15 protein-coding genes and 1 riboswitch are annotated in these 16184 nt (G+C 43.7%); of the genes, 5 read left to right on the top strand and 10 right to left on the bottom strand.

The window, feature by feature from the left end; translation table 11 throughout:
* Positions 1 to 4: 4 nt before the first annotated feature.
* Positions 5 to 1384, top strand: coding sequence for an MATE family efflux transporter (locus DFP81_RS02860; RefSeq protein ID WP_115896237.1), 1380 nt, complete (start codon positions 5 to 7; stop codon positions 1382 to 1384).
* 8 nt (positions 1385 to 1392) lie between these two features.
* On the opposite strand, the gene DFP81_RS02855 is transcribed toward DFP81_RS02860, so the two are convergent.
* Complete coding sequence (locus DFP81_RS02855; RefSeq protein ID WP_115896236.1) at positions 1393 to 2154, bottom strand: TlyA family RNA methyltransferase; 762 nt, start codon at positions 2152 to 2154, stop codon at positions 1393 to 1395.
* A gap of 121 nt (positions 2155 to 2275) precedes the next feature.
* On the opposite strand from DFP81_RS02855, the gene DFP81_RS02850 reads away from it, so the two are divergent.
* Complete coding sequence (locus DFP81_RS02850) at positions 2276 to 3115, top strand: sulfurtransferase (RefSeq protein ID WP_115896235.1); 840 nt, start codon at positions 2276 to 2278, stop codon at positions 3113 to 3115.
* Positions 3116 to 3167: 52 nt separating this feature from the next.
* Here the strand turns inward: DFP81_RS02850 and DFP81_RS02845 are convergent, their stop codons facing one another.
* The 9 genes from DFP81_RS02845 to DFP81_RS02805 form a co-directional block, all read right to left on the bottom strand.
* Positions 3168 to 3485 carry a hypothetical protein gene (locus tag DFP81_RS02845; RefSeq protein WP_115896234.1) on the bottom strand — a complete coding sequence of 106 codons (318 nt, stop codon included), beginning with the start codon at positions 3483 to 3485 and terminating at the stop codon, positions 3168 to 3170.
* A 231-nt stretch (positions 3486 to 3716) separates the two neighbouring features.
* Positions 3717 to 4301 (bottom strand): YrbL family protein, encoded by a 585-nt coding sequence (locus DFP81_RS02840; protein ID WP_115896233.1) that lies wholly within the window; start codon positions 4299 to 4301, stop codon positions 3717 to 3719.
* Positions 4302 to 4446: 145 nt separating this feature from the next.
* The gene (locus tag DFP81_RS02835; RefSeq protein WP_115896232.1) at positions 4447 to 5400 is read right to left on the bottom strand and encodes a hypothetical protein; all 954 of its coding nucleotides are present in this window, start codon (positions 5398 to 5400) and stop codon (positions 4447 to 4449) included.
* Positions 5401 to 5611: 211 nt separating this feature from the next.
* A complete protein-coding gene (locus tag DFP81_RS02830) occupies positions 5612 to 6652 on the bottom strand; it encodes a glycosyltransferase family 4 protein (RefSeq protein ID WP_245959068.1) in 1041 nt (346 codons plus the stop codon).
* A gap of 18 nt (positions 6653 to 6670) precedes the next feature.
* Positions 6671 to 7456 carry a glycosyltransferase family 2 protein gene (locus DFP81_RS02825; protein WP_115896230.1) on the bottom strand — a complete coding sequence of 262 codons (786 nt, stop codon included), beginning with the start codon at positions 7454 to 7456 and terminating at the stop codon, positions 6671 to 6673.
* Positions 7457 to 7466: 10 nt separating this feature from the next.
* The gene (locus tag DFP81_RS02820) at positions 7467 to 8408 is read right to left on the bottom strand and encodes a glycosyltransferase family 9 protein (protein ID WP_115896229.1); all 942 of its coding nucleotides are present in this window, start codon (positions 8406 to 8408) and stop codon (positions 7467 to 7469) included.
* The gene (gene waaF, locus DFP81_RS02815) at positions 8405 to 9406 is read right to left on the bottom strand and encodes a lipopolysaccharide heptosyltransferase II (RefSeq protein WP_115896228.1); all 1002 of its coding nucleotides are present in this window, start codon (positions 9404 to 9406) and stop codon (positions 8405 to 8407) included. The genes DFP81_RS02820 and waaF overlap by 4 nt, the downstream gene beginning before the upstream one ends.
* Positions 9399 to 10346 carry an ADP-glyceromanno-heptose 6-epimerase gene (gene rfaD / locus DFP81_RS02810; RefSeq protein WP_115896227.1) on the bottom strand — a complete coding sequence of 316 codons (948 nt, stop codon included), beginning with the start codon at positions 10344 to 10346 and terminating at the stop codon, positions 9399 to 9401. Before rfaD ends, waaF begins: the two co-directional genes overlap by 8 nt.
* 13 nt (positions 10347 to 10359) lie before the next feature.
* Positions 10360 to 11502 (bottom strand): AGE family epimerase/isomerase, encoded by a 1143-nt coding sequence (locus DFP81_RS02805; protein ID WP_115896226.1) that lies wholly within the window; start codon positions 11500 to 11502, stop codon positions 10360 to 10362.
* A 97-nt stretch (positions 11503 to 11599) separates the two neighbouring features.
* Between DFP81_RS02805 and hldE the strand changes: the two genes are divergently transcribed.
* Genes hldE through DFP81_RS02790 form a run of 3 tightly spaced genes read left to right on the top strand, consistent with a single transcriptional unit; the run spans position 11600 to position 16041 of the window.
* Positions 11600 to 13027 carry a bifunctional D-glycero-beta-D-manno-heptose-7-phosphate kinase/D-glycero-beta-D-manno-heptose 1-phosphate adenylyltransferase HldE gene (gene hldE, locus DFP81_RS02800; protein WP_115896225.1) on the top strand — a complete coding sequence of 476 codons (1428 nt, stop codon included), beginning with the start codon at positions 11600 to 11602 and terminating at the stop codon, positions 13025 to 13027.
* Positions 13028 to 14812, top strand: a complete 1785-nt coding sequence (gene msbA, locus DFP81_RS02795) for a lipid A export permease/ATP-binding protein MsbA (protein ID WP_115896224.1) — start codon at positions 13028 to 13030, stop codon at positions 14810 to 14812.
* Between the two features lie 2 nt (positions 14813 to 14814).
* Positions 14815 to 16041, top strand: a complete 1227-nt coding sequence (locus DFP81_RS02790) for a 3-deoxy-D-manno-octulosonic acid transferase (protein ID WP_115896223.1) — start codon at positions 14815 to 14817, stop codon at positions 16039 to 16041.
* Between the two features lie 23 nt (positions 16042 to 16064).
* A riboswitch (TPP riboswitch) is annotated at positions 16065 to 16178 on the top strand.
* Positions 16179 to 16184 lie beyond the last annotated feature (6 nt).

Raw genomic sequence — 16184 nt, 5'->3', positions numbered from 1 at the left:
GTGAATGCCGCATCAGGCAAAACTAACACAAGGTTCGACTTTGAAGCATGTAGTGACTATGTCATTTACCAGTGCGCTTGGCTTGATGTGTATGTTTTTGGTTGATCTGGTCGATATGCTGTTCCTCTCCATGCTGGGTGAAAAAGAAGCGGTCGCAGCAGTGGGGTTTGCTGGTACCGTTATGTTTTTTACCATTTCTTTGAGTATCGCAGTGTCTGTTGCTGCGACCGCTTTGGTCGCAAAGGCGATCGGTGAGGGAAATGTTGCGTTAGCGAAGCGGCGGGCGATTAATGTGCTCGCATTTGGGGTGCTCTTCTCGACGGCGATCGTGCTGATCTTATGGCCTCATATTGACGAACTGTTATCTTTTATTGGTGCAACTGGACGATCATTGGAGTTGGCCAGTGGCTATTTGCGCATTCTGATATTAGGAATGCCGGCCGTCATGATTGGCATGATAGGGTCTGGCATTATGCGAGCGCTAGGGGATGCGCGACGTGCCATGTATGCCACTTTGGTTGGTGGCATTGTAAATGCTATTTTAGATCCGATTTTTATTTTTGCATTTGGTATGGGGGTGCAAGGAGCGGCATTGGCTTCTTTAATCGCCCGTCTATCCATGGTGGTGGTGTCTTATTATGGGGTTGTTCATATACATAAAATGCTAGGTAAGTTTGTCTTTTTTGACTTCATTAAAGACATCAAACCGATTTGCAAGATCGCACTACCTGCCATGCTAACAAGCCTTTCTTCACCCCTAGCGAACGCGATCATGATGAGTCATACGGCAACTTTTGGAGATGATGCCGTGGCGGCTGTTGCGATAATTGGCCGTATTATCCCTGTGGTGTTTGGAGGATTATTTGCCTTATCTGGTGCAGTGGGACCGATTCTTGGCCAAAACTACGGCGCCCGCCGTTTTGATCGAATGCATGGGGCTATTTACAGTGCAGTAATTTATGCTTTTGTTTATTGCTTGATTTTATGTTTCGCATTGTATTTGATGCAGGATTGGCTTGTTTGCGTGTTTAATGCTACTCCTAGGGCTGCGGATCTGATTCGTTTTTTTGCTACCTATGTATCGTTTAGTTTCTTTTTCCAGAGTTTGTTGTTTATTGCCATTGCCGTGTTTAACAACCTAGGGAAGCCTTTTAATAGTACTCTGCTTAACTTTGGTAGAGCTACCTTAGGTACCTGGCCGCTCATTTTTATCTTTGGCTTTTTTATGGGGGCGGAAGGGGTGCTATTTGGTCAAGCGGTCGGCTCGGTGATATTTGGCTGTTTAGGTTTTTATTTGGCCCGTCATTATATCGCCGATTTAGAAGCTAAGGATGCGAAGAGCTTCTCTTCGGATCAAAGTCTAGGATACGAAGAGATTCTTTAGTTGTGGTGTTAGGCTTCTTTAGTGGCCCAAAGTAAAAATTCACGGTTACCATCACCACCAGTGATTGGGCTTTCAATGTAGCAGTTCACTCTCATGCCTAACTGCTTAATAAAGCCTTGAATGTCTTCTTCAAGTTGCTTTATACGTGATTTGTCTTTCACCACACCACCTTTGCCAATAAATTCCTTACCGACTTCAAATTGTGGTTTTACGAGCGTGATTAAATGCCCTGAGTCTTTTAACAAAGAAGGAAGTTGGGGCAATATTTTGGTTTGCGAGATAAAGGATACATCCATTACCGCCAGATCAAACCCTGTTTCTGGACAATGCCCTTGTAAGTCTTCTTTCGTTAGGTTCCTTGCATTGATCCCTTCTAAGCAAACTACATTTTCAGCCTTACGTAAGCGTTTATCTAATTGATCATGGCCCACTTCAATGCCAACGACTTTTTTTGCATTATGCTGAAGTGCGCAATCGGTGAAGCCACCAGTGGATTGACCTACATCTAGAACATGAAACCCAGAAATATCTAACTGAGTGTGCTTCAGTGCACCTTCTAACTTGAGCGCCCCTCTGGAAACATAACGGTCAGCATCGTCAGCGACTAAGTTAAGTTCGCATTGAGGGTCGAGTTTAATACTGGGTTTGGTTGCAATGATCCACTTATTTCCTTGCAGAAAAGACACTCGGCCTTCACTGATAAAGGTTTGCGCTTGAGAGCGGGATTTAGCCAAGCCTTGCTCTGTAAGTAATAGGTCGATACGGATCATTTTTAGCTCAATTGAGGTGTTAAAGTTAAGGCGGGATATTAGCAAAAACTGTTTAATCAAAGTAGATTTATAAAGATAGACAGACGAATTTTGCCTGATAAATGAATGATAAGGGAGAAATATGCCGTTAAATACGTTAATTGATGCCACTGGACTTAAGTTGGCTCTTGAGCAACAAGAGACGATTGTTCTTGATTGTCGCTTTTATTTAACAAATCTGGATAAAGGTAGGGAAGAATACGCCCAAGGCCATATACCGCAAGCCATCTTTGTAGACGTTCATCTGCAACTTGCTGGAAGCGAATCACAATGGACAGGTCGACATCCTTTACCAGATGTTGAGGTGTTTGCTGACCAATTACAGGAATGGGGAATAGAGCCTAATTCTACGGTAATTGTTTATGATGATATGGGAGGTTCAATAGCCGCTCGCGCTTGGTGGATGCTGGCTCAACAGGGGGTTGATGTTAGGGTGTTGGATGGCGGAATACAAGCCTGGCGAGAGCAAGGTTTTGCAGTCAAAAGGGGTAATCAGCAATCCAAGCCATCGCCTTATCGCTTTAAAGTGTCTTTCCCTTGGCAAATTACAGAGCAGCAAATTGTTGAGAACTTTGCGTTAAGTTCCTTTTTGCTGGTGGACGCTCGTGGCCAAGATCGCTACCAAGGAGAAAATGAAACAATAGATCCTATAGCGGGGCATATTCCAGGGGCCTTGAATCGTCCGTTTTCTGAAAATCTCACCGAAACGGGTGTCTTTAAAGCAAAAGAAGCGTTAGTGAGCGAGTGGAATAGCGTGTTAGTAGAAGGTGAAAATTTGGTGCATTACTGTGGTTCTGGTATCACCGCTTGTCACAACGTACTTGCTATGAACTACGCGGGATTGGACGTGAAGCAGGTATATGTTGGTTCCTGGAGTCAATGGGCGAAGCGAATGCTGCGTGCTGCTAAGATGGATACGTAAAGTCAGTAAAAGCCGTCGTGTTTGCCAGCGACGGCTTTTTGTGTGGGTGGCTCTATTTAGGTGTCACACCGGCTAAGAAAGTTTGCACTTGTTGATGGGCATCACCCCAGATATGAGACTTCACTGCAAGAATAAACGTCTCCGCCTCTTTGAGTGACACTATGCCATCGAGTAACCGCACACCAATGCCTTCTTGGGTGAAAAAAAACTGCCAAAGATGGTTATCGATAGACACCTCACCTTCGCCACTGTGATAGGAGACTTGTTTAAAGGTGTAGTCTGAAGGGACAAAACACGCTAACTCCTGTCCAGCTTCACCATAGTTTAGGTCGGGGATATAACCTTGACGATCAACCAGTTCAAACTTCATAGAGAACTCCTCGTGTTGTTTCCTTTTAGAGTAGTTTTAAATACAGCGTTTGACTATGTATTTTTTACACGGGAATTTTTATGGGGAGGTAGGGAAATAAAGAGGGCTCTGTCTTCATTGATATCTATACACCAAGATGACTAGTGTAGGCCACTAATCTAAAAGGAAGGCCCATTCCATTTTTCTAGAGAAGGGCGTAAAAAAGAACCTTACGCCCTATATAATAAGGCATTATATGCCTAAAGCATGCTCTAGGGTTTTCCAGCGTTTGACTAGTTTAAATCGAGCAAATGACTTGAAATTGCTAACCAGAAAAAGTTTAAGGCCATAGCGGCGAGTGCCTAAGCCATCGATAATTTTAGGAATATAGCCGTTTTCTGTTTTTTGCAAAAGAATCTGATCTTTTGTGACATCACCCAATAAAATCGCGTTTTTGTATAGGTCTTTAAAAACGGTGCGTAGAATTTCTCTGGCTTCTGCTTCACTGATGATTTTACTTTTTAGCAGCGCATAAATGGATTGACTGGAGCTGCCATCGAGATCGGTTACTTTTTCAAATACTAGGCCTTCACCCATGTTGGTGCTTACTTCACCATAATACTTGGAAATAAAAGGGGATAGGTTTTTTCGTTTTTTTAACTTTGTGTAATAGTACTTTTCTATTTTATTTTGGCTTCTATGGGATCTTTTCTGCACTTTCACGCAGAGCTTTTCATTAAGGGGGTTCGTATAGCAAGCCCGCTCGTTTCCCTTGCCTATAAAGTCAGATTCTTTAAGGAGAAGAGGTTGATCTAAGGCCAAGCTGAATGAAGACATAAAAATTCCACCTTAAAGCATGTTTTCGTTACAGCTATGTTAAATTTTTTTTATTTATTTTTCATTTTTTTTAGGTTGATAGATTAAGGTTTCTAATTACCTTCACATTTCATTCGCTTTTTTTCTGCCATCGATAGTGTTAGCACTATATGGAAAGTAGTTTTAATACAAGTTTTTGTGTTCGCTCAAAGGGGATGTTTGTGTTGAGGTAGATGAACTTTTTAGGTTTGATAAGAACAGAGCTTTCTAAATAGAAATCACTTAAAAAGTTAATCGTGTCTTCAGAAAGTTCAGCTCTTCTTGATAAAATGGTTTCGGCTGGAGCATCTAATTGAATAATTGTTTTAGGTGCAGGTATAAACCTACTTTTACGAAGCATTCTTGAACTGGCTTTAGCGGGTTCTTTCGCTCTTAGCTGGGAGGCAAGGTTATCATTGCTATAGCGATCGCAGAGTATGGTTTTCCTCGACAAAAAAGAGGAGAGCGAATGAACATAAAGGCGCAATAAAGAGGTGATTAAGACCTTGTTGGGGTAAAGATCATCGTAATCATTTTTTTGTAATTGTTTTCTTCTGCGCAAAAGATAAAGAGCTTTATAGATAAAAGAGCGGCGATAAGTTCTTTTATAGCGAAATGTTTTAGCGGGAATGGCTTGTTGAATGGCAGAAGATATTGTGGTTTTTCCCACGCCATCGGGTCCAATTAAACTAATGAAATTGTTAGTGAGCAACTTATGGCGACGTAGCTGGGTAACAGGAAAACGTGTTTTCCTGTTACCTGTAAGAGCTTCGTTACTTTCGATTAGCGGGTTAGATAGCCCTTTATTCGAAAGCATAATGTGAAATATTGCAATCTCTTCTGAGCTTGGCGTGATCAGGGTCAGAAGTTTGTTGTGGGGGCTTTTGTTATCGAAAACAAAGCTGAGAGCATTTTCACGGCAGCCGTTTTTGATAATGTTTAAAAACACCGGTAGCTGCTCTGTCTTTAATAGAATCTTTTGGGTTAGTGTCTGTGTCTCTTCGCGATGAGAGGCAGGGGGGACTACCAATCCCATTTGTAAGTTTAAGCTATTGTTGATTTTTTCGATGACGTTGTTCATTTTATTCTCAGGATTAGGCAAATCGACACTATTGTATCGCTAATAATAGTCATTTTTTTCTATAAATCAGTAAAGTTCGCAGTAAAAAAATGGAATTAGACAATCCTAATTTTATTTGTTTATTTTTTTCTTTTAAGATAAACAAAAAGCAAACAAATAAAGGTAGGGTAAATATAAAATGCATAACTTTTATATTTACCCTCTTGGGGTATTACTGTGCTTTTTTATATAGGGCTAAATAGCGCTCGGCCATTTTTTTGGGTGTATAATTACTGAGGCGACGAGTCGCTCCAGAGACCAATGATTGTTGTAATGCTTGGTCATTATGCAGTGACAGAATGGCATTTTTGAGTGCATCACTGTCATTAGGCGGCACCAATAAACCTGTTTCCTGATCAAGAATGATGTCGGGGATCCCTCCAACATTAGAAGCAATGATAGGGACGCCTGCATCCATGACATCTAATAAGGTAGAGCCTAAACCTTCGTTCCTTGATGGAAACGCAAAGAGATCAAAAAAGGGTAAATAATCACCAATATTTGGCTTGAACCCCATCCAAGTTACGTTTTGGAGATTACCAGAATACGCTTTGAGTTCGTCTTCATCAGCTCCGCTACCAAAGAGAACAAACTGAAATTCAGGGTGGCTTGTTGCTAGTTTAGCGGCGGCATCGATTAGCACCTTCTGACCTTTATGGCGATCCACAAGAGCGCCTACGTGACCGATGATGGTTTTGCCTGGAAAGAGGGATCTGAATGCCTCTCCTTCTTCTTTGTTGCGTTTTAGATGGGCCAAAGTGCTTGGTATTTGCTCAACGACTCCCCAGCCCTTATCTCGAATATGGTCGCTGATTAATGTTGAAATACCCACCCGAGCAAAAGCATGTTGGTAAGACTGAGTATTTGACCACTTGTCTTTGATGGGAGTATCAACGCGCCGAGTTAGAATATAGGGTGTTTTACGTATTAGCTTATGAAGATAAGCCCAGTGGACCGCTTTTGCCTCATGGGCGTGTACAACATCCACTCTCGGTGCTGAAAGGTGGCCATCAAGCTGATGGTTGGCGGTCAAAAAACTGACATTTTTGACCTCCTTTAATCTATTTCGTAAAGGGGAATCGCCTCGACACGCGACAATTTGCTTCACATCAAAATGCTTGGCTAGAGCTGTTATTAACAGCTCAGTCTGCCTTTCGCCACCACGAAACCCTTTGGCAAGGTTAACGTGCATTACGGTAAGTTGTTTTGTCAAAATAAGCAGCCTAGTTGATTACCAGATATTGTTAAAGTCGTCTTGCTTGGTGACACTTGGGTCGCGCTGATATTCAAGTAATTTTGCATACTTCAAATAGCTATTGATAGCGGAGCTGAGTGCTACTGTCATGCCATCAACCCCACCGAGAAAGCCGCGCTGAAAAATATATTTGCGAATAAATGCGTTTAAACCGTGTAGAAAAGGGGAGAAAGCGTTCGCTTTTTTGCCTTTGGCGTACATAATTTTTGCGGCGCGGCCACTGAAGTTGCGGCCTGGTTTCGCGAACAACTCACCGATATTTTTAAAAGAAAAATGCACTATGTCAGCATTGATGTCTTGAACCGATTTGGCTTGTACACTGGCGTGTTGCTTAACATCCGCAAAGCGTGTTTTGTCGGTGTTGTAAAGGCGAATGCAGCGATCAGGGTACCAGCCGCATTGCTTGATCCAGCGGCTACCTATCATATTTTGACGGCGAAATGAAAAGCCTTCTACAGTGGCTGAAGACAAATCTAATTGAGCGATGGCTTGAGACATTTCGGGTGTTAGGCGTTCATCTGCGTCTAGGCTAAGAACCCAGTTGTGCTTAGTGTGAGAGAGGGCAACATTTTTTTGGATGCCATCACCTAAATAGGCTTGGTGAACAACATTTGCTCCTAAGCTTTTCGCGATTTCAACCGTGTTGTCTGTACTGCCTGAGTCAACCACAACAATATCATCACAAACTTCCTGCATAGACTGTATACAGGCGGCGATGTTTTGCTCTTCGTTAAGGGTAATGATGTTGCCTGAGATTTTCATATGGGGCTCTTTAATCGGAATGCTTTAATAAATGAGTAGCGTGTTTTGTTATCAGTTCAACGCTGATAGTTTTAACGTCTTGATTGTTATTAGGTGTTACTTTAATGGATTTTGAATGCGCTAAAAACCATTCAGGGTTGGGTTCCCTAAAAAGTCCTATATAGGGTTTTTGCATGCATTGGGCAATATGAGATGGACCGCAATCATTGGCAATGGTTAGATCACAAAGAGAGACCAGTTTAGTGATCTCCTTGAGGGGCAAGGCGGTGTGTACAAACAGTCTTTCGTCAGTGTTGACTAAGCGATTCATATGCTCGATTTCTTGTTTCTCATCTGGACCAAGCAGCACGTGAAGATTGCATGGCTTAGCGAATGATTGAGCAATGTTTTTGCCTGTTTGCAGAAAGTTTAATAACCCCCATTTTTTGTGCTCGCCCCCACCACTGCCGGGCATGACTAAAATATTGATTGAATCAATATCAATGCTTAAGTCTGAGGTTTTAGCGAGTTCGAAAAATGGCGCCGCTAGAGCTTTAGAGAGTTCTTTTTCGTCTTTAGTAAAGATCTTAAGATAGTTTAGAGCGCGGTACTCTTCATCATCTAATATGCCATATTGATGGGACGATAGTCCGGCGAAATCACTGTTTACGAAATCAAAGATTTGTCCATTCTTAATGGTTTTATAAAGCAACACGGGAAACCGGTTGCTGGGTCTTAGGTTCAGCAGATTGTTACTTGTATTTAACGCTTTGAGCTCAGCTAGATAGCTTTCAGAGTGGTGGCAGTCTTTTACCCAAGGCAGCTGCTTAAAAATCCAGCCAACATTGTGTCTCGAAAGGAGCGTTAGCGGTTCTTCGTTACAGCAGTGTTGGCTAAAAAAGCGCAGCGCAGGAATAGCGGTAATTTGCGCGCCAAAATGTGGTCTGTTTCTGAGCAATACTATATTCGTCATGACAGCACAGATTTCGCAACTAAGTCAGGCGTTAATTGGTTTTGGCAGTTGGTGTGGCCAAGAGGGCAATTGCGTTTGAAGCATGGAGAACATTCTAGGTGTAAGTTATGAATGGTCTTGTTTTCTGTCAGCGGAGGTGTGAAGAGCTCACTGGTAGATCCATAAATACCATGAACTTCGGTGCCAACAGAAGCGGCAACATGCATTAACCCAGAATCGTTGCTGACCGCTTTTTCTGCTGCGGCAAGCAAGTCGATCGCATCCACTAACTTGGTCTTGCCGCATAGGTTAAAGGCAAACTCCCCTAATCCGCGGGTAATCTGATCGCCATCTTCTGCGTCTTTAGGACCGCCTAAGACCCAAATTTGATAGCCTGCTTGGATTGCTTGTTTGGCAAGGTCATGAAAGTAGGCGATAGGCCATTGTTTGGAGGGGCCAAATTCGGCTCCAGCCATCAAAGCAATAGCCGGTCGCTTGGCTAGCTGGTAGGTGGCAAACAAGGCTTTTTGATTGTCGGGGTCAACACGTAATGCTGGATTGGGAAGCTGCTTAGGCGGATAAGCTTCATCACTAGGCAGCCCTAGAGAGGTAAAGCGCTTTACCGTCTGGTTTAAGACTTCTTTGTCCAGCTTGCGACGTTCATTGAGCAAAATATAGCGCTGCTCACCAGTGAAGCCAACACGATGTTTGGCTTTAGCAAAAAACGGCACCAGTGCTGATTTCCATGAGCGAGGCATGACGATGGCATGATCGTAGTGCTCGGAACGTAACGATTTACCCAGTTTTCTGCGGGTGCTGATGCCCCATTCGCCATGGCCAGTCGGTAACGTGATGGCATTACGAACTTGGGGCATTCTAGCGAGAATAGGCGATGACCAGTTAGGCCCAATAACATCAATAATGGCCTCTTTATCACGCTCTTTCAGCGTAATAAAGAGGCTTTGAGCCATCACCATGTCGCCGACCCACGAAGGACCGACAATTAAGTATTTAGCCATTTGTATCAAGCCATGTCAGGTAGTCTTGTACACCTTGGGCGAGTCCACGGAAACTACCAGGGTAACCCGCGTCACGTAGTTTGGTGATATCGGCTTGAGTAAAGCTCTGATACGCACCTTTTAGGTGTTCTGGGAAAGGAATGTATTCGATCTCGCCTTTTCCATAATGCCCAATAACAGTTTCAGCAATAGTGCGGAAGGGCTCAGCGTTGCCGGTACCTAGGTTGAAAATACCGGATTTATCAGCGTTATCCATAAACCACAATTTGGTATTAACCAAATCTTCTACGTAAATGAAATCACGGCTTTGTCCGCCGGCTTCATAACCGTCGTAAGCGCCAAACAATTTTGGGTTTTCACCTTCGAGAACTTGGTTGCGTAAGTGGAAAGCAACGCTGGCCATGCTGCCTTTATGCTGCTCACGAGGACCGTAAACATTAAAATAGCGAAAGCCAACAATTTGGCTTTTCGCTGTAGGCAATACGGCACGAATATACTGATCGAACTGAAATTTAGAGTAGGCGTACATGTTTAATGGCTTTTCGTTCTCGCGGGACTCTTCAAATACAGGGCCAGAGCCATAAACAGAAGCAGAAGAGGCATAAGAGAAAGGCGCGCCATGTTTTAAACAAAAATCCAATACGGCTTTCGAGTATTGGTAATTAACGTCCATAACGTATTTACCATTCCACTCAGTAGTAGCAGAGCACGCACCTTCATGAAAAACAGCGGTTGGTTTGATGCCTAGAGTGTCATTTTTTATGGCCTCTAAGAAATCGTACATGTCGATATAATCGGCGATATCTAAGTCGGATAAGTTAAGGCATTTTTTACCGTCAGTTAGATCGTCTACCAAAAGGATGTTAGTGATACCCTTGTTATTTAAGGCTTTAATTATGTTGCTGCCGATAAAACCAGCGCCGCCAGTTACGATATACATAAATTGTGCTTCCTTAGAGAGTCAAGTCGGAATGAGATTGTTGCCATCTTATCACTTCGGCGAGGCCGAGAAAAATGTGATAGCTGCTGGTGCCAGGCAGTGGGAAGTCTTTCGGCTGATTGTTAGCTTTAAGGTACTCATTCCAACGGCCATTCTCTATAAAATAATGATTTTGAAGGAAATTGAGCGCTTCAGTAAAGCGTAGCACTTTTTCTTCCTTACCAATTGGCATGACGGTAATGGCTTTTAAGTATTCAGTAATTGGCCAAATGCGCTTTTCCTCGTCTAAGGGCTGGTAACTATTGCCGTCGATTTGGTTGTAAAGGCCACCATTACTGGCAAAGCCATAGCGTGTAGCGGTGCGCCAGAGCTGTTGAGCTAATTCGGTATACTCGGAATTCGGGAGAATTCTGTTGGCCTGAAAGAGTAGCCATACCCATTCGAAGTGGTGTCCAGGCTCAACTTGGTTGCCTGTTGTAGGGTGAGGGTGCCAATCGAGAGTGAAAAACTCTCGTAAGGTTTTTGTTTTTTTGTCGTAAAAATGCTTCAGCGCTAACTTAAGTAATGCGCTTATTTGTGCTTTGTAAGTGTCATCTTGGGTTGCATCGTAAGCTGCAATATAACCTTCCAACAAATGCATATGGGGGTTTTGGCGGCGTAATTGCTCTGGGTCCACCGGGAAGGCTTCGTAAAATCCGCCTGAAGCTGCTTGCATATTTTCCATTAAGAAAATATGGGTTTTATGCATAAGAGAGAGTGCGCGCGGGTCTTTAGTGAGCGTGTAATAATGGCTAAAAGACAATAAAACAAACGCCAAAGCATACGCATCGGATTGGGTGTCTTTTATGCTGAGATCGTCATTGAGCGAGAAGATCCAGCGTTCATCTTGGAAGTAGTGCTCAATAATAAAATCGAACAAAGGCAATAGTTTGGCTCGCCATTGCTCATTATCGCCCATGCTTACCGCATGGCTAAAGGTATACAGTTGGCGGCACTGGGTTAATAAGCGCACGCGACCTACTTGGTTTCTACTCCAATCGTGATTCATGCTCTCGTAGCTAAAGCCCAATTCTTGGTCTATGCCATGCTTTGCCCAATTGGCGAGCAGCTGATCAAAAAGAAAGCTTTTACAGGAAGTTAAGGGAGAATTAAGCATGAGTAAATTTGCCTTATTACTTGTGATGTCGTTATGTCCAACTTATTGAGTGAGTATGATAGGATGAGCGCTCTCAAAAATCGATTATTATGTGACTATGAACTCTTCATATTTAAATTTTAAGGATAAACACATCCTCGTAGTGGGCGATGTTATGTTAGATCGCTACTGGCATGGTGGTACTTCACGAATATCTCCAGAAGCGCCAGTACAGGTGGTTAAGGTCTCTAATATCGAAGATCGACCCGGTGGCGCAGCCAATGTTGCCCTTGGACTTGCTAAGTTAGGCGTTGCCGTGACCTTAATTGGGGTTGTCGGTAAAGATGAAAATGCCGAGGTGTTGAGTCGTTGTTTGGAAGCAGAAGGCGTGCGTTGCCGTTTTGTTTATTCTGATCGCTTACCAACCATCACCAAATTGCGAGTAATGAGCCGTCATCAGCAATTGATTCGTTTGGATTTTGAAGAGCGCGAAGACAGTTTGTCGCAAAATGATGCCGTGGCCGCCATGGTCAAAGAGTGCTTACCGAACACGGACGCTGTCATTTATTCTGATTACGCCAAAGGCTGCCTAGCCGATGTTCAAACATTGATACAGTTGTCAAATGACGCCAAGGTGCCCAGTTTTATCGACCCAAAAGGCGATGATTTTTCTATCTACAAAGGGGCGACATTAGTAAAGCCTAATTTACTAGAGTTTGAGAACATCGTTGGTAAATGTCATTCAGTGAAAGAGCTAGAAGAAAAAGCCAAAGCGTTACGGGAACAGTTTGGCTGGAAGGCTTTATTAGTCACTCGTGGCGAAGATGGGCTAATACTGCTTAGCGATAATAAAGCACCGTTTTCCTTAGCGACAGCCGCCAAGGAAGTGTTTGATGTCACCGGGGCGGGCGATACCGTCGTGGCAGTGCTAACCGCCGTGTATGTTACCAGCCAGCGTTTTATTGATGCGGTAGAGTATGCTAATCAAGCGGCAGGCTATGTGGTGGGCAAATTAGGGACCGCGTCCATTAATGCCGAACAACTAGACGCCATAATGTACCAGCGAAATCGCACTACTAATTTTGGCGTGTTATCCCCTGAAAAGGTTTTAGAGCAAATTAAATTGGCACAAATTAGTGGCGAAAAAGTCGTTTTTACCAACGGCTGTTTTGACATTCTACACCCAGGGCATGTGGCTTATATGAAACAGGCCAAGGCGCTGGGAGATCGCTTGATCGTTGCCGTCAATACGGACGCTTCAGTAAAGCGTTTAAAAGGCGAGAAGCGACCTATTAATAACTTAGAACACCGCATGGCTGTGTTAGAAGGCATTGGTGCGATCGATTGGGTAACTTGGTTTGATGAAGATACTCCAAAAGAAATAATCGAAGCACTTAGCCCAGATGTTTTAGTCAAGGGTGGGGATTACACCATAGAAAGCATCGTTGGCGCAGAACATGTGTTGTCCCATGGTGGTGAGGTCAAAGTATTGACCTTTGTTGATGGCTATTCAACAACCTCCATTATTGAAAAGGCAAATCTTTAAATGCAAGACAAAGAGATATTGAGTGTGAATAAACAACAACAAGTCGCATCAGGAATGTCACTCTATTTCAGATTGTTAGGCTATGTTAGGCCATCGATAGCGTTTTTTCTGTTAAGTGTCTTTGGCTATATTTTATATTCTTCTATGCAGCCTGCTTTAGCTGCATTGCTTAAGTATATTGTAGATGTGGTGTCGAATGGCACTGTGGTTGAAGGTAGAGCATTAATTCCACTGGCCATTTTAGGCGTCTTTTTAGTGCGTGGTGTAGGTACCTTTTTAGGTAGCTACTGCATGGCAAAAGTGGCGAATAATGTGGTGTTTGACCTGCGTACCAGCATGTTTAATAAAATGGTGACTTTGCCATCCAGCTATTTTAATAGCATGCCCAGTGGCCGTTTGTTAGCAAAACTGACTTACGATACAGAGCGTGTGATAGATTCTGTAACCCAAGCAATTCAAGTGATTTTACGCGAAGGGTTAACGGTCATTGGCTTGCTAGGGTATATGTTATACATCAACTGGCGTTTGTCTTTGTTGTTCTTGATTGTGATCCCTTTTATTGCTTTGGTGGTTCGTTATGCCTCAAAGCGCTTTCGTAAGCTAAGCCTAAAAATACAAAACGCGATGGGTGGTGTGACGGATGTGGCATCAGAAGCTATTAAAGGTCATGAGGTCATTAAGATTTTTGGTGGCAATGAATATGAGACCGAACGCTTTCGTAAGGCGGCTCAAGAAAACCGTCGTTCCCAACTGAAAATGGAATTAACCAAGGCCTTAAACGTCCCTATTATTCAATTCATAGTGGCGATTTCCCTGTCTTCATTAATTTGGATGGCATTAGAGCCGACTATTTCTGCCAGCATGTCGGCAGGGGACTTTGTCGCTTTTATTGGTGCTGCGGGCATGCTGAGTAAACCAATGCGTCAGTTAACGTCGGTGAACAGCATTTTGCAAAAAGGGATTGCGGCAGCGCAGAGTATTTTTGCCTTTTTGGATCTGGACAGTGAAAAAGACACAGGTAACAAAGCGGTTGATCGACTAAAAGGTGACATTAGCTGGCATGGATTGAGTTTTGGTTATGCTGGTGTTGATAAAATGGCACTCAATAATATAAACCTTACTCTACCAGCGGGTAAGAAGCTCGCACTGGTTGGGCGCTCTGGTAGTGGTAAATCCACCTTGGCGAACTTGATACCACGTTTTTACGATGTAAACGATGGGCAACTGCTCATTGATGGTGAAAACATCAATGATTACCTATTGGATGATCTGCGTAAAAACATTGCTTTGGTAAATCAGCAAGTGGTGCTTTTTAATGGCACGATTCAGGATAATATTGCCTACGGATGCCTTAAAACAGTGACCGAAGAAGAGGTTATTAAGGCTGCAAAAGCGGCAAATGCTTGGGGCTTTATTCAAGAGTTGGAGTTGGGCTTGAAAACCCTAGTGGGTGAGAATGGTGTTTTGCTTTCTGGTGGTCAGCGTCAGCGTATTGCAATTGCACGAGCGATTCTTAAAAATGCCCCTATTTTAATCCTTGATGAAGCGACATCGGCGTTGGATACAGAATCTGAACGAGCGATTCAGCAAGCTTTAGATACCCTAATGGAGAATCGTACAACCATTGCGATTGCACACAGATTATCCACCATCGAAAACGCCGATATTATTGCGGTTGTTGACCATGGTCAGATTGTGGAGCAGGGTTCCCATAGTGATTTGCTGGCAATGAATGGGGCGTATGCCAAGCTTCATAACCAGCAGTTTAGTGATGTTGCTGAATAATTATGTGGCTTTATCGTCTATTATTGCTGTTGTTAACGCCGCTTATCTTGGTGAAGGTACGGCGTTTTAGGAAAAACTATCCAGCCTACCGAGCCCGAGAAGCGTTTGGTTTTTGGCAGCCGGTGAAAGCGGGTCTATGGCTGCATTGTTCATCGGTAGGAGAGGTTTTAGCAGTACGGCCATTGGTGGCTCAATGGCTTGAGAAGTACCCAGATAAGCCCATTTTGATTACCACCATGACACCGACAGGAGCGGAACAGGTAGCAGCAACCTTTCCGTTCGCAATTCATCGATACTTGCCAATGGATTGGCGCGGCGCGGTTAAGCGGGCGTTAAAGCAACTAGAGTGCGAGCATTTGTTGATCGTCGAGACTGAGCTCTGGCCTAACCTGTTGCAGCAAGCAAAACGTAAAGGTTTGCGTATTAACATTGTTAATGCGCGCTTAAGCGAGCGCTCCTTTAAACAGTACCAACGATTTCCTCGTTTATCTAAGCGTCTCATGAGTTTGCCTGACCGTTTTCTAGCGCATGCTCAAGCAGACGCAGAGCGCTTTGAAGCATTAGGGGCGAGTGGGGTGTTGGTCACAGGCAGTATCAAATTTGATCTTAGCGTACCTGATGCTGTTGCAGAGCAAAATTGGCATCGTCAAATGTCGAGTTCCTTTGTGTGGACTGCAGGCAGCACTCATAACGGTGAAGATGAGTCATTATTAAAAGCTCATCAAGCGCTGCTGGAAAAATATCCAGATGCCTTGCTGATTCTTGTGCCGCGTCACCCCGAGCGCTTTCAAAGTGTTTATCAGTTAGCGGCAGAATACTTTTCTAAAGTGGCACTGCGCAGTGAAGTCGAACCTAAAGATTGGTACGCCTACAATGTGGTTATTGGCGACTCTATGGGTGAGCTGATGCACTATTATCAGGCCGCTGATTTAGCCTTTGTTGGGGGGAGCCTAGTAAAGCGTGGCGGACATAACCCCATTGAGCCTGCCTTGTTAGCCCGCGCAACCTTAGTGGGGCCTTATACCTTTAACTTTGCCGATATTACTGAGCTCTTGATTAAGCATCATGGTGCGATTCGTTGTAAAAATGGGGAGCATTTACAGGAGGTCGTTATTTCGTTGGCAGGAAAGCACAGCCAATGTCATCGGTTGGGGCAAGCCGCGCTGCGTTTTGCTCAGCAAAATCAGGGGGCTGTGACGCGGGTTCTGGCAGAAATAGACTTCCGCTAAACGACTCTTTACAATATCTACATCATTATCTCATGGGGTGTTCTGGTTGTATTTTGACTGGAACTGAGAAGCGCTTTGCTAACCCATTGAACCTGATCCAGATTATGCTGGCGTAGGAATTGAGGTAGCAAGCTCTTCTCTTG

The organism is Marinomonas pollencensis, from assembly GCF_003387375.1.
Taxonomy (GTDB): Bacteria; Pseudomonadota; Gammaproteobacteria; order Pseudomonadales; family Marinomonadaceae; genus Marinomonas; species Marinomonas pollencensis.
Note: the sequence above shows the minus strand (reverse complement) of the source record. Positions and strands in the feature narration are given on the sequence as shown.

Bases quoted from the DNA above. Each gene is read 5' to 3' on its own strand.
- DFP81_RS02860 (WP_115896237.1), top strand. From the start codon at position 5: ATGCCGCATCAGGCAAAACTAACACAAGGTTCGACTTTGAAGCATGTA.
- DFP81_RS02855 (WP_115896236.1), bottom strand. From the start codon at position 2,154: ATGATCCGTATCGACCTATTACTTACAGAGCAAGGCTTGGCTAAATCC.
- DFP81_RS02850 (WP_115896235.1), top strand. From the start codon at position 2,276: ATGCCGTTAAATACGTTAATTGATGCCACTGGACTTAAGTTGGCTCTT.
- DFP81_RS02845 (WP_115896234.1), bottom strand. From the start codon at position 3,485: ATGAAGTTTGAACTGGTTGATCGTCAAGGTTATATCCCCGACCTAAAC.
- DFP81_RS02840 (WP_115896233.1), bottom strand. From the start codon at position 4,301: ATGTCTTCATTCAGCTTGGCCTTAGATCAACCTCTTCTCCTTAAAGAA.
- DFP81_RS02835 (WP_115896232.1), bottom strand. From the start codon at position 5,400: ATGAACAACGTCATCGAAAAAATCAACAATAGCTTAAACTTACAAATG.
- DFP81_RS02825 (WP_115896230.1), bottom strand. From the start codon at position 7,456: ATGAAAATCTCAGGCAACATCATTACCCTTAACGAAGAGCAAAACATC.
- DFP81_RS02820 (WP_115896229.1), bottom strand. From the start codon at position 8,408: ATGACGAATATAGTATTGCTCAGAAACAGACCACATTTTGGCGCGCAA.
- waaF (WP_115896228.1), bottom strand. From the start codon at position 9,406: ATGGCTAAATACTTAATTGTCGGTCCTTCGTGGGTCGGCGACATGGTG.
- rfaD (WP_115896227.1), bottom strand. From the start codon at position 10,346: ATGTATATCGTAACTGGCGGCGCTGGTTTTATCGGCAGCAACATAATT.
- DFP81_RS02805 (WP_115896226.1), bottom strand. From the start codon at position 11,502: ATGCTTAATTCTCCCTTAACTTCCTGTAAAAGCTTTCTTTTTGATCAG.
- hldE (WP_115896225.1), top strand. From the start codon at position 11,600: ATGAACTCTTCATATTTAAATTTTAAGGATAAACACATCCTCGTAGTG.
- msbA (WP_115896224.1), top strand. From the start codon at position 13,028: ATGCAAGACAAAGAGATATTGAGTGTGAATAAACAACAACAAGTCGCA.
- DFP81_RS02790 (WP_115896223.1), top strand. From the start codon at position 14,815: ATGTGGCTTTATCGTCTATTATTGCTGTTGTTAACGCCGCTTATCTTG.